Below are 14,638 nucleotides of genomic sequence, written 5' to 3'. Positions count from 1 at the left end.
GATGATTCATTGCGAAGGGCTTGTCAAAATATACAAAACAGCCGACCTAGAGGTATTCGCCCTGCAAGGCCTCGATCTTCAAATTGAAAGCGGCGAGCTGATGGCCATTATTGGCAACAGCGGCAGCGGCAAATCAACGCTGCTGAATATGCTTGGCGGACTGGACCGTCCGACGGCAGGCAAGCTGACCGTTGACGGAAGAGATATGCTGAAGTTTAAGGAACGCGACTTCGTTCGGTATAAGCGAGAGAGCGTAGGTTTCGTCTGGCAAAATAATGCGAGAAACTTGATTCCTTATTTAACCGCGCTTGAAAATGTAGAGCTGCCTATTTTGCTAACAGGCAGTCGCAAGCGCTGGAGAGCGAAGGAGCTGCTTGACGCCGTTGGCCTAAGCCACCGTGCTTCAAATAAGCTATATGAATTATCAGGGGGAGAACAGCAGCGGGTGGCAATCGCCATTGCGCTCGCCAATCATCCTAAGCTGCTGCTTGCGGATGAGCCTACTGGTTCGGTAGACTCGCGAATGGCTAATCAGATTTTGGACTTATTCCGTGAACTGAATCGTACGATTGGCATTACCGTTGTTATCGTTACGCATGATCCAGAGCTTGCGAAGAAGGTAGATCGTGTAGCGGCAATCCGAGACGGCAAGATTTCATCCGAAATGCTGCGCAAACGTTCATATGCGGAAGAGCTGGCGGAGCTAGAGCAGGAGGATGAGGAAGGCACGCATGTAGAATATGCGGTGCTTGATAAAGCGGGCCGATTGCAGGTGCCTTCCAACTATTTGGAATCCATCGGTGTGAAAAACTCAAATAAGCTGCGCGTAGAGCTTGGAGAAGGCAAGATTATCCTGCTGCCTCCTGAGGAGAAAGAAAAAGCCGAGTAAAATATTCAATGGCAAAAAGAGCTGTGCATGGTCTGCGATGACCGTTGCACAGCTCTTTTTCTTGCAAACCTACGAGTTAGATAAGCTAGAGAATGAGGCGTTCAATTGGCTCACTTCGGTAAACTCGTCGTTGCCCCATTCATCCCAAGAGCCTTCATAGGGGCGAATATGAGGATAGCCCATTAGTCGTAAAGTAAAATAAGTATGCGCTCCGCGTTGATTTGTCTGGCAATAAGGCACGATTGTTTTTGCAGGGTCAATGCCAAGAGCATCAAATTGCTGCTTTAAATCTCGATAAGCTTTGAAAAGCACGACGCCATCTTGATCTGCCCCTTCTAGGGAATCGTTCCACTCTTTATGAACTGCGCCAGAAATATGCCCGCCCTTACGATTCGAGCGTTGATCAGCTCCGGTGTATTCTAAAGCGGAACGTGTATCGACAAGAAGGCAATTATCGAGCCCAGCTTGGATAGATGCTTTCGTGGCAACCAGCTCTGAATGGGCAGATAACGTCAGTGTACCTTTAGAGGCTGGCGGCAAATCAGTTGTTGTCTCATAACTCGCCGCTGTCCACGCTGCGAAACCGCCATGCAATAGCTTCACTTGATCCTTCAGACCATAATACTCCAGCACATAAAAGACGCGCGCCGCTAACACTCCGCCTCCATCATCATAGACGATAATTGTTGAATCACTGCTGACGCCAGCATTTCCAAGCAAATAAGCAAGAGTATCCGCGGCAGCTATAGTGCAGCGTGAGCTATCCTTTAATGCTTTGGCGTCCAGCCAGTACGCTCCTGGAATGTGACCTGATTGATATCCGCTGGCTCTAACATCTAATAAAACGATGTTCGGCTCTTGGTAATAGTTATCAAGCCAATGCACCTCTGCCAGCAGATGTTCATTAGGGTATTGTAAATCGCTCGTATTCGTTATGTGAGCAGCCTCCTTATTTTAATAAGTTACAACGGACTGAAGCCGAGGTTTTCACGCAAATGTTTTCCAGCATACTCGCTAGGAAATAATCCTCGCCTTTGCAGCTCAGGAACGACTAGTTCCAGAAAGGCGTCAATACCGCCAAATGCCAGCTGAGGCATAACGCTAAAGCCATCAGCAGCACCATTTACGAACCAATGCTCCATAATATCAGCTACTTGGTTAGGTGTTCCAGCGATGCTTAGCTGGCCGTTGCCTACCCAATATTTCTCGAGCAGCTCCCGGAGTGTCAGCTGTTCATTATCAACAATCTTTTTGACCATCTGATAGAAGGTTTGATACGCATTAACTTGGCCCATATCAGGCAGCTTAGGAAAAGGATCATCCAGTGCATATCCCGAAAAATCGATGCCAAGCAAATTGGAAAGAGACATGACGGAACGTTCTATTGAACCGAGCTGCTGCAGCTCTCTCGCAATGTCACGAGCTTCAGCCTCCGTTTCACCAACAATAACATGAATGCCCGGCAATACTTTAATATCATGCGGGGAACGTCCGGCTTTGACAGTTCTTTCTTTGATGTCTTGATAAAACAGCTGCGCGTCTTCAAATGAGTTTTGGACGGTGAATATAAGCTCGGCATATTGAGCAGCTAAATTTCTGCCATCCTCTGAGGCTCCAGCTTGGACAAGCAGAGGCCTTCCCTGTGGTGGGCGCATCATATTAAGCGCACCGCGTACGGAATAATAATTCCCCTGATGCTGTATATCATGAACCTTGTTGACGTCGGCATACACACCGGATGTTTTGTCTTGAACGAGCGCATCGGCTTCCCAGCTGCTCCACAATTTGAGCACGACCTCTGTGAATTCCCGCGCTCGCTCGTAACGTTCTGCATGAGCTGGCAATTGTTCCAGCCCAAAGTTGAAGGCTGTACGTTCTACGCCAGTAGTTACAATATTCCAACCAGCTCGCCCGCCGCTTATATGATCAAGCGAGGCGAATATTCTAGCTGTGTTATAGGGCTCGGTGAAGCTTGTAGAAACGGTAGCAATAAGGCCGATTCGTTCCGTTACGGTCGCAATTGCGGATAACAATGTCAGTGGTTCGAAGCCGAAGATCGGACCATGCTGGACTGCTTTTGCCTCAATCGACAGACCGTCCGCGATAAATAGGGAGTCTATCCGGGCGGCTTCCGCTTTTTTGGCGATCCGCAGGAAATGACTGACGTCATGAATTTCGTCCAGCTTCGTGCTTGCATGACGCCAAGCTCCTTTGTGAGCGCCCGCATTGTGTAGAAATAAATTTAAAATCATTCTTTGATTAGGCTCGCTCATCTGGATCACCTCCTGTTTATTTCATGCCGCTAAGCGCAATTCCACGAATGATTTGCTTCTGAAAAATAAGAAAAATAACAATAAGCGGAGCGATTGAAATCGTTGTTCCTGCCATAATTAAAATCCAATTGCTCGTATCCTTCAGTTCGCTGGAAAAATAAACAATCCCGACGGGCAGTGTGAATTTCTCCTCCGTTTGCAGCACGATGAGCGGCCAGATGAACTGGTTCCAGTTCCCGATAAACGTAAGAATAATCAAAGTGATTATAGCTGGCTTCACTAGTGGGATGGCGATATGCAGCAGAATACGCCATTCATTAAGTCCATCAATACGAGCCGCATCCAGCAAATCGGAAGGAATGGAGTCCATAAACTGCCTCATAAGAAAGATGCCGAAGGCCGTAATAATACCGGGAAACAGCACGCCCCAATAAGTATCGGACCAGCCTAATTCATTCGCAATTAAATACCAAGGGATGATGAGCATCTCTGTTGGAACCATTAAGGTGCTGATTATGAGCAGAAAAATGAGCTGTTTGCCGACGAATGAAAATTTGGCAAGCACGTACCCTGCCGCTGTATCGAAGATTAGAACAGTAGAGGTTGCAATCAGAGAGATGATGAGCGTATTTTTGATCCATTGTGCGAAAGGAGCCTTTTTGAATATGGCAGAGTAGTTGTCAAAGGTTATCGTCTCAGGAATTAAGCGAAGATTGTAAACGTCCTGTGGAAGCTTGAAGGAGGTAGCGACCATCCATAAGAACGGAAACAACATGATGCCTACGCCGAGCGTCAGCAGCAAATAAATGACAAGGGTGCGCAGCCTCTCTGCGGGGGACTTTGCGTTTTTCTGTGTTTTGTAAACGCTTTGTGTGCTCACTGATTCGTCCTCCCATCAATATTCTACTTTTTTGTTCAACACTTTTAATTGAAGCAGCGTAAGCACCAAAATGACGACGAACAAAATAACAGTAGCAGCTGCGGCGCTGCCCATCTTAAACTGCTGAAACGCTAAATTGTAAATATGGAGCACCATCGTCGTTGTCGCATTCAGCGGTCCTCCATTTGTCATGCTCAGCACCTGCCCGAATGATTGCAAATAAGAGATGACGCCAATGACAGCCGAAAAAACGATGACGGGATTAAGCAGCGGAAGCGTAATATGACGGAATTTCCGCCATGCGCTTGCGCCATCGATAGCTGCCGCTTCATAATACATGCGCGGTATCGCTTCAAGCCCTGTCATAAAGATAAGCATTTGAAAGCCGGTACTTTGCCATATCATCGTTAGCGTAATGAGAAAAAGCGCCTGACGCGGCGATTGCAGAAACAATTGCGGTTCGAGACCGAGATTTAATAACATCTCGTTTAACCAGCCGTTGCGCATGAGAATCCACCGGAATACCCAGCTTACTGCAACGATGCTTGTGACGTAAGGAATGAAGTATACGGTACGGAATAAGCCGCGCAGCCGCTTAATATTTTGAAGCAGCAGTGCGACAAAAAGCCCAACGATCAGCTGTCCGGGCACACCAATAACAACAAATTTGAACGTATTGGCGATCGACTTGAGGAAGATTTCATCTGTGAACAGCGCCTTGAAATTCGCCAGTCCAACATAAGGTTTGCTTGGGGACAATAAATCCCATTCACGAACGCTTACATTGAAGGCATACAGGATGGGGAGCAGCCGCGTGCTGAGGAAATAAAGCAGAGGAATTCCGAGCGTAATATAAATAAACAAATAACGCTGCGTGCGGTAGGACAAACGTGTGAGGAACAGTTCTCGGCTTTTGCGTACGGTTAGCTTTAAGGCATGTGCAATCATAATGGAACTCACCTCCATTTCATCAAAAGAAAGGCGCTCGCTCTAGGCCGAGCGCCTTTTATATTACTTTTTGTCTGCAGCAGCCCAATAGTCGTCATAGAGCTTTTGCGTTTTGGCTACAAGGTCTTGGAAGGCCTTCTCGACCGGAACTTTATTGAGCAGCACTTCATTTGTCGCATCAACAAACAATGTTTTTTCTTGGGTTTCGTCGATGAAGAAATGCGCGCGGCTATCGTCCAATTGGGAAATAAATGGCCCTAGCTTCTCGTCGTTTACGTATTTATCCTGCGTCGCAACAGCTTTCTGTGCTGGAAGCTCTCCGATTTGCTCTACCCATTTCTCCTGAACCTCTTTGCTCGTTAGAAATTCCAAAAATTCAGAAGCAGCCTTCAGCTTGTCGCCTTCAACATTTTTGGGAATGGCGTTCGCCCAGAAGGAGGAAGGAGCTGATTTGGTTTTGTAGGACGGTAGAGGTGCAACGCCATAATTTAAATCTGGAAAGTCCTTCTTAATGGAGCCAAGTCGGAAGGAACCGTCGATATTAATAGCTGCATGACCGGTCATAAAGGCATTGCTGTCATTCTCATAAAATCCGTTAATCCCAACCTTATGCTTCACGGCAAAATCGATTAAATATTGAAATGCCTCCAAACCTGCAGGTGTTTCTGCCCATAATATTTTGCGACGATCATCGCTTAAGTCTTGACCGCCTGCTTGATGCAGCAGACCATCTCGATACCAGTGATGCAGCTGCGCGCCGGGCTCCCATGCGAAACCTTCAGTGACAAACTGCCCTTTGGCATCTGTTTCTGTCAGTTTCTTGGATACGTCTACCAGCTGCTCCCATGTTGTAGGAAGCTCAGTAATATTGGCTTTGGACAATAGATCTTTATTGTAGAACAAGGCGAGTGTGCGTACGGCAGTAGGAATAGCGTAATAGGAGCCATTAATTTTTGCGGCGCTCACTAATGGGTAAAAATTGCTTTCAATTTCCGCAGTTGGAAAATGATCCTCAGGCAGCGGCTGCAAATAACCGGATGAGACGTATTTCGGCAGCCAGCCATAGTAGAGGTTAATAACATCTGGGCCTTTGCCGGCTGGCACCAGCGTAGCAACCTTCTGATTGTATTGATCATAAGGGAAGTTGGTTTGTTTTACGGTAATGTTCGGATGCAAGGTTTGGAATTCTTTTATGAGTTCGTTGATCAGTTCAACCTTGGCTGGAAATTCATATTGCCAATATTCAATCGTCACTTTTTTATCTGTTTCTTTGTCTGTTTCTTTGTTTGTTGCTTTATCGGTTGGTTTTTCCGTTGCTTTATTTTGTTCTGTGCTGTTTGCTTGATTGTTGCTGCCGCAGCCTGCTAGAGCAAGTGCGATGATAAGTGATCCTGTAACGATAGAAACTGAGCTTTTTTTCTTCAATGGTATCCACTCCTTTTTTATAAAAAAAACGGTGCTTATGCTTGGCTTGCGATGTCGGATTTCTTGGTAATCGTGTTAGGCGGCAGTTCAAGACCGAGCAGGCGCCTAGCGTTATTGCCGAATATATTCTCGATATCTTCCTCTCCGAATCGCAGTTCGCGGCAAGCGCGAACTTGATCCTGCAGGTAACGATAAGGGTAACCTCGAGGAAATCCGCTGGCGTCCGTTCCAAAAATAATACGTTCAGGCCCGATCAGCTCATAGGTTTTGCGAAGCGCGAATTCCAAGGTGAGCTCATAGGGCATCCAGCGCATCCATTGATTGGAGCCGGAAGTATCGACATATACATTCGGGCAGCTCCAGCACAGATGAAGCAGCTCTTGGAAATAACCTGCGCCAAAGTGAGGAATGATGAACGGAATGTCTGGAAATTCTCTTGCCGTGTTGAAAATAGCTAGAGGACTTATATTCGGATGATGGGCAATTCCTCCCGCATGGCCGAGTAAGCCGAAGTGGATCAACACAGGAAGCTTCTTCTCTGCGAGAAAGGTCCATACGGGCGTAAGGGACGGATCATCAAAAGGGATGGAAGTCAGCGGGCCGAACAGCTTATAACCTTTAAGCCCTAATTCATTGACTGCCCTTCGAAGTTCTTCCTCTGCGCCAGCATCCTCGATGGCGTGATGGGCAAAGCCGGTAAAACGATCAGGATGACTGGCTAGATGATCGGCCAAATTGTCATTATCAAGCGCGGTGAGGAAGTTGAGCCCTCCGATCCCGTACTTATCAAGCTCCTTCGCCCATCGGTCAATTAACGGCGTGTTTTCATTTTCACTATCGTTTTCTGCAATCGTTGCATCTGGAAAATCCCAAGTGAGCCGCATTCGCTCGCTTCTCTCTGCACCATAGCGAGCAACGGATTCATGCCGTTTGTTGTTTCCTAGCACTAATCGGTAAGGAAGATGTCCATGTACATCAAATACTTTAAATTGGCTGCGAAACATAGCTTCACTCCATTCATAATTCCTTGATGATCCAATCAGTCAAAATCAAATCAATATCGGCAGCAGCAGCTTCCAATCGGGATTCTCGTTCCTCCAGCCATAGCGCAAGCTCAGATAATCTAACTTGCTGAACGGTAAGTGCCCGGTTCATCTCGGCAGGGCTAGGGCCGCCCCGCAGACTGCGTATATTTACAAAATGCGCAGGCTCCAACGCTTGCTTTAATTGCTTCTCAGTCAGCCCAAGCGGGAAGCCAATGGTTTGGATCGCAGCTTCATTTAATGCTTCAAGGTTCAAGTCAGTTATCTTGTTGCCATGCTGAACGGCATGCGTGACGAGCTTGCTTACGATTGAATGTGCTTTATGAAAAGATAATCCTTCAGCTCTGACGATCGTATCAGCAAGCTCGGTAACGGTAGCGAAGCTTGCAGCAGTGCGCTGCCTCAGAACATCCTCGTTTAGCTGCAAGGTAGAGATGACCTTGGACAACAATCGATACACAACTTCAAGCGTTTCTAGGCTGCGCCAAGCATAGGGCTGCATATCGTCTTCGGTATCCACAATATCGCCAAAAGGCGTATTGTGAATCATCGTAAGGACGGTCTGAGCATTGCCTGCAATGCTGGATAAGAGTGAACGAATATGCTCAACAGAAACGGGATTTCTTTTTTGCGGCATAATGGAGCTGATCTGGACGTATGGGGCAGCTATTTGAATGACTCCAAATTCCTGTGTGCACCACAGCAGCAGCTCCTGCGTAAATCGTCCAAGATTAATCGCTGCGAGCGAGATTCCAGAGGCGATTTCACCTACATAATCTGCTCCGCTTACAGCGTCATATGAATTTTCAATTAACCCGTCAAAAGCAAGCAGCTCGGCAACGCGTTCCCGGCTAATGGCAAAACCCGACGTTGTCAGAGCGGCAGCTCCCATGCTGCTTAAATTACAATTTGCGTAGGCCGCCTGCAATCTGCGTATATCCCTTGCGAGCGAGTCGGTTACCGCTGCAATGTAGTGGGCGATTGTCGTCGGCTGTGCTTGCTGGGTATGCGTATGAGCGATAAAGATCGTTTCCGTATTTTTCTGGGCGAAAGCAAGCAGTTCAGTATGAAGCTGCAGGGCAGACGAGATCGTTTTAAGCAGTTTTTCTCGTAAAGTGATTCGGTATATGGCGATACCCATGTCGTTGCGGCTGCGAGCCAGATGAAGGCTGCCGGAGGCTTCATCCGATAATTTAAGCAGCTGGTGTTCCACTTCAAAAAACAAATCCTCAAATTGGCCGGTATAGGTACCGCTGTTTAACTGCGCCAAATCAACAGAAAATAATGATTTGGCGATTTTATGGCCTTCTTCCTTGCTGAGCAGCCCTTGCTCAAGCAGCATGATGAGATGCGCTTTATGCACGGAGATCATTGGAAGCAGAAGCTCCTTCTTGGCTTGGTCATAGGCTGGCGCAAGTACCGCTTCAGCATAGGTTCTGCCAGGGAATGAGCTGCCTTCAGCTGAATCGCTCCGTTTAATCGTCATCGTGTACGCCCTCCTTCGTAAAATAACTTTTCATTTGGCAGATGTTGAATGTGCATGAGAATATAAAAACAGCCGGAGCTATCGCATAAAGCGATTTCTCCGGCTGTCCGGTCGTTTTCCATATTATTCCTAGTGGAATTGTATGATTAGAATAGTATCACGGTTTTATTTGGAGCGCAACTCTTTTTATTGTCCTTTAGATCTTCAGCATTTCATCGCTTTGTACAGGCAGGAGCTCGCTCGAGTCAAGAGGTGTATACGAAAGTAAAGACTAGTATATGGATCAACATTGCTCACCTTTCTATACTAGAACTAAGAAGGAAAGCTGCATAAAAGCAGCCGCATTATTATTATGAAGACCATGTGGAGGGGTAGTATGAAGAAGAAAAGGAAGGCGCTCTTGAGTATCGCATTGGTTCTTAGCTTGGCCGTTGCCGGATGTGGCAAAAACACGAATGAACCGGAAAAATCGACTAACACGCCCGTTGAAAAAGGAAATGAAGTGATTGAAGTATCGACGGTTTCGCCAAGCGATCAATATTTGAAGTTTGATGAGGGCGAGAGCTTCGAGAAAAATTCCGTATACGATGCCTATGAGAAAGACATTGGCGTCAAGATTACGAACAAGTGGGTAGCCGATACGAGCCAATTCAAGGAAAAGGTAAAGATTACGATCGCTTCCGATGATCTTCCCGATTTTCTCTTAGTTAATGCAACGCAATTGAAAGAGCTGACTGAAGCGGATATGATTATGGATTTGACCAAAGTGTATGACGAGAATGCCACGGAGGAAACGAAAAAGTTTTTGACGATGGATGGCGGCATGCAGATGAAAACAGCGATGTTCGACAACAAGCTGATGGGTATTCCGAGCTCATACAATCCGTACCAATATCAGTTTTTGTATGTGCGTACAGACTGGCTGAAGGAGCTGAATTTGCCTGAGCCGAAGACGATGGCAGATTTCATGGCGATTGCTGAAGCTTTCAAAGCCAAGGATCCAGGCGGCACAGGTACATCATACGGGCTTGCCGTAAGTAAAAATCCATTCAGTATAGATACAGGAGTAACGGGACTGCGTGCATTCCTCAATGGCTATCATGCCTATGAAAATATTTGGATCGAAGATGGCAAAGGCGGCTTGGTTAACAGCGACATTCAGCCGCAAGTAAAGGATGCGCTTGCTGCACTGCAGGATATGTTCAAAAAAGGGCTGATTGATCCTGAGTTCGCTGTAAAAGATGTGGAGAAAGCATCAGAACTCGTTTACAACAATAGCATTGGTATGGTTTATGGCGCATCTTGGACACCAGCTCAGCTTGTGAAAGGTGCTGTGAAGGACGGTAAAGTGGTTCAGGAGTGGGGGGCATTCCCGATTCCAACAGTAGACAGCAGCCCTGCATTATCCCAAATCGGGCTGGGTGTTGATGAATATTATGTCATCTCCAAGAAGGCGAAGCATCCAGAAGGCGTTATTAAGCTGCTGAACCAGTGGATTGCCGTCGATAATCATCCAACCGATGAGCAAAAGGTATATGAATTCGGTAAAGACTTGAAAGAGAAGGGCAACAACTACTGGCTGCTTAGTCCGCTGCGCGTAGGTAAACAACTGGATAACAACGGCGAAATACTGCCAAAAGCGATTGCCAATAAAGACACTAGCATGTTGGTGACGAAGGATCATAAAACGCGGTATGAGCGGGCAATGAAGTATGTTGACGGCGATACGAGCATGTGGTGGGAGTATTTGATTTCAGGCCCAGGCGGCGCGTTCTCTCATGTACCGGAAATCCAGAAGAATAAGCAATATTTGCAAAATAAATTTTACGGCGCGCCTACTCCGACTATGGTAGACCGACAAGAAATTTTGCTCAAGAAGCGCGATGAAGTTTTCTTCAAAATCATCATGAATCAAGTATCGGTGGATGAATTCGATAAATTCGTCGTGGAATGGAAAAAGCTTGGCGGCGATGAAATTACAAAAGAAGTAAACGAGTTTTACGCTGCTCTGAAATAATTGCAAAACGAATGAGTAGAGGGATTGGTTGAAGCAATCCCTCTTTTTATTAACCTTAAACAACGAGGTGAATGGCTTGAATGTACTGACACGGATGTGGAAGAGGGAATGGCCTCTTCATCTGATGCTGCTTCCGGGAATCGTTTTGGTTTTGATTTTTAGCTATGTCCCGATGGTCGGCATCATGATGGCTTTTCAGAAATATGTACCAAACAAAGGGTTATTCGGGTCCCCCTTCATTGGACTGAAAAACTTTCAGCTATTGATTGATTACCCTGATATCGGGCGTATTTTCTTTAATACGGTCTATATCGCCGTGATGAAAATCATAGTAGGTCTCATTGTACCGATCACGATTGCGATATTGCTTAATGAGCTGCGGAGAGAATGGATAAAACGGACGTTTCAGACGCTCGTTTACTTGCCTCATTTTCTATCATGGGTACTGCTGAGCGGAATTATCGTTGATGTTTTTTCTCCATCCTCAGGCGTTTTCAATCAAATATTAGGCTTGTTCGGGATAAAACCTATTTTTTTCTTAGGGAGCAATGATTGGTTTCCTTATGTTATGGTCGCCTCGGATGTATGGAAGGAGTTTGGATTTGGTACAATTGTGTATTTGGCTGCGCTGACGGGCATCAATCCCTCGCTTTACGAAGCAGCCGAAATTGACGGTGCAGGGCGTATCAAACAGACCTTCCATGTCACACTGCCTGGAATGATGCCGATTATCGTACTTATGTTTACGCTTAATATCGGGAATGTACTCAACGCTGGCTTCGAACAAATCTTTAATTTGTATAGTCCGCCTGTCTATGAAAGCGCAGATATTATTGACACCTTTGTCTATCGAATGGGTGTGCAGCAAGCGCAATTCGGTTTCGCCACGGCAGTAGGCTTATTGAAATCTATCGTCTCTTTTATATTCATTTCTCTTTCATATCTGTTAGCTTATCGTGTAGCGAATTACCGCATTTTCTAACGATGCGTTCGTAATTCAGAAGGGAGACATTACGTGATTACAAACCGATCATTTAGCAGACGGCTATTTGTAGCATGCAACTTTACTTTTCTCATGCTGACATCCTTCTTATGCCTCATGCCAATCATTCATATTTTGGCGATCTCATTCAGCTCTGGAGCTGCCGCGGCTGCTGGGAAGGTTATTTTATGGCCGGTTGAATTCACCACTGCGGCTTATGATAATGTATTTGGAAAACCGGAATATTTGCGTGCGTTCTGGGTATCGATTCAGCGCGTTGTTCTAGGAACCTCCATTAGTATGGTTTTGATGATTATAACCGCTTATCCATTATCCAAAGATCCCCGTCAATTTCGGCTTAGAACCTTATATGCATGGTTATTCGTGTTTACGATTTTGTTCAGCGGCGGTCTGATTCCTTCATATTTGACTGTAAAATCGCTAGGTTTAATCGATACGATGTGGGCGCTCGTCCTGCCAACGGCTATTCCGGTGTTTAATGTTATTTTATTGCTTAACTTCTATCGTAATTTGCCTAAAGAACTAGAGGAATCCTCGCGTATAGATGGTGCAGGTCATTTCACTACATTATGGAAAATATATGTACCGCTATCGTTACCAGCTTTGGCAACGACGGGACTTCTTACGATGGTGGGGCATTGGAATAGTTGGTTTGACGGCATGCTGTATATGAATCATACTGAGAATTATCCGCTTCAGACGTTTCTGCAGACGGTCATTATCAAGATGGATTTCCGCTTTATTAAAGCGGAGAATGCCGAATTAATGCTCAAGCTGTCTGATCGCACAAGCCGAGCGGCACAAATTTTTGTCGCAGCATTTCCGATTCTGATTGTGTATCCTTTTTTGCAAAGGTTTTTCATCAAAGGAATCGTAATGGGGAGCGTAAAAGAATAGTGCCGGAAGGGTCTACTACTACTAGCAGGAGTAAAAACGATGAAAAACCTATTCTTTTTGCATGATTCCTCCATTTTCAAAAAAATTATGGCTGCCTTTTTGGCGGCCTTGCTGCCGCTGATGGCCATTACTTGGATGATTATAGAGAAGGGCTCGGAAAATATTCGCAGCGAGATCTCAGAATCGATACTGAATACGACTAGGTTTTATATGGACTCTCTCGACAAGGAAGCGGATCGAATTAGCCGTTACTTGCCGAACTATGTGATGGACAAAGATTTAATGGAAATTGCTACAACGGGCAATGACATGAGCTCATATGAGCGTTCGCGCAAAATATTGGATATCCAGCGAAGGCTTGAGCTTATGAAAAATTCAAGTCCGTTTATTAAAGAAGCAAAGGCGTATATTCCATTAATCAAGCGCACGATTCTGAGCAATGACTTTGAGACCTCTTTGAATGAATCGGAGTATACCGCGATGCAGGCTAATGTGAAATTGTATGAAGAACCGTTCATTTATTGGGGAAACCGATTGTTTATAACGATGCAATATCCTACTAATACTGTGAAAAATCCGCTATATATTGTAGGGGTTGAGCTCTCAACGAGCAAAATAAAGGAAACGTTATCGCAAATTGGCGGAACTAGAGACGGACACAGCGTGCTTCTTAATTTAGAACGCGGCTGGGAAATTGAAAGCGGGGTAGACCCGGCTTTACTGGGGCAAATGAAAGCTTTGGCTGTTAAAAAGCAGCAATCAAAGTCCAATGAAGGTTACGAAACGGTTATCTACAATGGTAAGCGCTTTCTTACAGTGTATAAATATTCTACGCTTTGGAATTCCTATTCGATTACCTGTATTCCTGAAGAGAAGGTTCTTGGATCATTGCAAATGTACAGAACATTATTTTTATGGGCTTGTGCTCTTTCGGTAGGTATCGTCTTATTTTTCACCTATTTCCTATTGCGCTTTATTTACCGGCCTCTAATGAAGCTGGTGCAAGCCTTTCGCCGTGTTCAGCAGAATAGGCTGGAGCCGATTGTGATTGACCGTGGAGGAGATGAATTCGGATATTTGTACAAAGCCTTTAATGACACGGTACGATCGCTCAATACGTTAATTAAGGAAAATTACGAGCAGCAAATTCGGAATCAGCGTTCGGAGCTGAAACGACTGCAATCGCAAATTAATCCTCATTTTTTATATAACTGTTTTTTTGTTCTGTGCCGGTTAATTAAATTGGACAGTCAGAAGGAGAAGGCCTATCAATTTTGTTTATACATTGGGCAATACTTTCAGTTTATTACTCGCGATGATGAGGATGAGATCCCTCTTGAGCTTGAGGTAGAGCATTCGCGTACTTATGTTGACATGCAATCGATCTGTTACGGGGAACGGATACAGGTTTCTTTTGCAGGAGATGTCCCAGCTATTCACGTACCAAGGCTTATTTTGCAGCCTATTATTGAGAATGCCTATAAGCATGCTTTAGGCAATATGGTACAGCGCGGTGAATTGAAGGTACACAGTGACCAAACGGAAAATGAATTCACGATTTATGTAGAAGATAATGGCCAGAGCATTACGGATAATGAGATTGAACAGCTTCAGAAGAAGCTGCGGCATTCTAGAAATCATATCGAGGAAACAACAGGAATTATAAATGTGCATCGTAGAATTCAACTGCGTTACGGAGAGGATTACGGCCTTGCGCTGTCAAGATCTGATTTAGGCGGATTGATGGTCACAATCAAACTGAGTGCAAGCTAGAGGA

At 45.5% G+C, this 14,638-nt stretch carries 12 protein-coding genes; 5 read left to right on the top strand and 7 right to left on the bottom strand.

Annotated elements, in window-relative coordinates:
• The first annotated feature begins 1 nt into the window (after position 1).
• Entirely contained in the window at positions 2-889 is an 888-nt protein-coding gene (locus AB4Z45_RS07270) for an ABC transporter ATP-binding protein (protein WP_076269010.1), read from the top strand.
• Positions 890-958: 69 nt separating this feature from the next.
• Here the strand turns inward: AB4Z45_RS07270 and AB4Z45_RS07265 are convergent, their stop codons facing one another.
• The 7 genes from AB4Z45_RS07265 to argH form a co-directional block, all read right to left on the bottom strand.
• On the bottom strand, positions 959-1,774 hold the full coding sequence (locus AB4Z45_RS07265; protein WP_441908506.1) for a sulfurtransferase: 816 nt from the start codon (positions 1,772-1,774) through the stop codon (positions 959-961).
• 77 nt (positions 1,775-1,851) lie between these two features.
• The gene (locus AB4Z45_RS07260; protein ID WP_441908505.1) at positions 1,852-3,162 is read right to left on the bottom strand and encodes an LLM class flavin-dependent oxidoreductase; all 1,311 of its coding nucleotides are present in this window, start codon (positions 3,160-3,162) and stop codon (positions 1,852-1,854) included.
• 16 nt (positions 3,163-3,178) lie between these two features.
• On the bottom strand, positions 3,179-4,042 hold the full coding sequence (locus AB4Z45_RS07255; RefSeq protein ID WP_441908504.1) for a carbohydrate ABC transporter permease: 864 nt from the start codon (positions 4,040-4,042) through the stop codon (positions 3,179-3,181).
• Positions 4,043-4,057: 15 nt separating this feature from the next.
• A complete protein-coding gene (locus AB4Z45_RS07250; RefSeq protein WP_441908503.1) occupies positions 4,058-4,990 on the bottom strand; it encodes a carbohydrate ABC transporter permease in 933 nt (310 codons plus the stop codon).
• 63 nt (positions 4,991-5,053) lie between these two features.
• Complete coding sequence (locus tag AB4Z45_RS07245) at positions 5,054-6,415, bottom strand: extracellular solute-binding protein (RefSeq protein WP_441908502.1); 1,362 nt, start codon at positions 6,413-6,415, stop codon at positions 5,054-5,056.
• Between the two features lie 35 nt (positions 6,416-6,450).
• Positions 6,451-7,419, bottom strand: a complete 969-nt coding sequence (locus tag AB4Z45_RS07240) for an amidohydrolase family protein (RefSeq protein ID WP_441908501.1) — start codon at positions 7,417-7,419, stop codon at positions 6,451-6,453.
• Between the two features lie 13 nt (positions 7,420-7,432).
• Positions 7,433-8,944, bottom strand: coding sequence for an argininosuccinate lyase (gene argH / locus AB4Z45_RS07235; protein ID WP_441908500.1), 1,512 nt, complete (start codon positions 8,942-8,944; stop codon positions 7,433-7,435).
• A 376-nt stretch (positions 8,945-9,320) separates the two neighbouring features.
• On the opposite strand from argH, the gene AB4Z45_RS07230 reads away from it, so the two are divergent.
• The 4 genes from AB4Z45_RS07230 (at position 9,321) to AB4Z45_RS07215 (ending at position 14,634) form a co-directional block, all read left to right on the top strand.
• Positions 9,321-10,961, top strand: coding sequence for an extracellular solute-binding protein (locus tag AB4Z45_RS07230; protein ID WP_441908499.1), 1,641 nt, complete (start codon positions 9,321-9,323; stop codon positions 10,959-10,961).
• A 94-nt stretch (positions 10,962-11,055) separates the two neighbouring features.
• Positions 11,056-11,943, top strand: a complete 888-nt coding sequence (locus AB4Z45_RS07225; protein WP_179089829.1) for an ABC transporter permease — start codon at positions 11,056-11,058, stop codon at positions 11,941-11,943.
• A 93-nt stretch (positions 11,944-12,036) separates the two neighbouring features.
• Positions 12,037-12,861: a carbohydrate ABC transporter permease gene (locus AB4Z45_RS07220; protein ID WP_372239007.1), complete on the top strand. Its 825-nt coding sequence runs from the start codon at positions 12,037-12,039 to the stop codon at positions 12,859-12,861.
• A gap of 39 nt (positions 12,862-12,900) precedes the next feature.
• On the top strand, positions 12,901-14,634 hold the full coding sequence (locus AB4Z45_RS07215; RefSeq protein WP_441908498.1) for a sensor histidine kinase: 1,734 nt from the start codon (positions 12,901-12,903) through the stop codon (positions 14,632-14,634).
• Positions 14,635-14,638: the final 4 nt, after the last annotated feature.

This window comes from Paenibacillus sp. MCAF9, from assembly GCF_052114265.1.
Taxonomy (GTDB): domain Bacteria; phylum Bacillota; class Bacilli; order Paenibacillales; family Paenibacillaceae; genus Pristimantibacillus.
The sequence above is the reverse complement of the archived record's forward strand: the minus strand, read 5'-3'. Positions and strand labels throughout refer to the sequence as shown.

What these genes read in the sequence shown, in the direction of transcription:
- AB4Z45_RS07220 (WP_372239007.1), top strand. Translation starts at nt 12,037, where the DNA reads ATGCTGACATCCTTCTTATGCCTCATGCCAATCATTCATATTTTGGCG.
- AB4Z45_RS07215 (WP_441908498.1), top strand. Translation starts at nt 12,901, where the DNA reads ATGAAAAACCTATTCTTTTTGCATGATTCCTCCATTTTCAAAAAAATT.
- AB4Z45_RS07270 (WP_076269010.1), top strand. Translation starts at nt 2, where the DNA reads ATGATTCATTGCGAAGGGCTTGTCAAAATATACAAAACAGCCGACCTA.
- AB4Z45_RS07250 (WP_441908503.1), bottom strand. Translation starts at nt 4,990, where the DNA reads ATGATTGCACATGCCTTAAAGCTAACCGTACGCAAAAGCCGAGAACTG.
- AB4Z45_RS07230 (WP_441908499.1), top strand. Translation starts at nt 9,321, where the DNA reads ATGAAGAAGAAAAGGAAGGCGCTCTTGAGTATCGCATTGGTTCTTAGC.
- AB4Z45_RS07240 (WP_441908501.1), bottom strand. Translation starts at nt 7,419, where the DNA reads ATGTTTCGCAGCCAATTTAAAGTATTTGATGTACATGGACATCTTCCT.
- argH (WP_441908500.1), bottom strand. Translation starts at nt 8,944, where the DNA reads ATGACGATTAAACGGAGCGATTCAGCTGAAGGCAGCTCATTCCCTGGC.
- AB4Z45_RS07225 (WP_179089829.1), top strand. Translation starts at nt 11,056, where the DNA reads ATGTGGAAGAGGGAATGGCCTCTTCATCTGATGCTGCTTCCGGGAATC.
- AB4Z45_RS07260 (WP_441908505.1), bottom strand. Translation starts at nt 3,162, where the DNA reads ATGAGCGAGCCTAATCAAAGAATGATTTTAAATTTATTTCTACACAAT.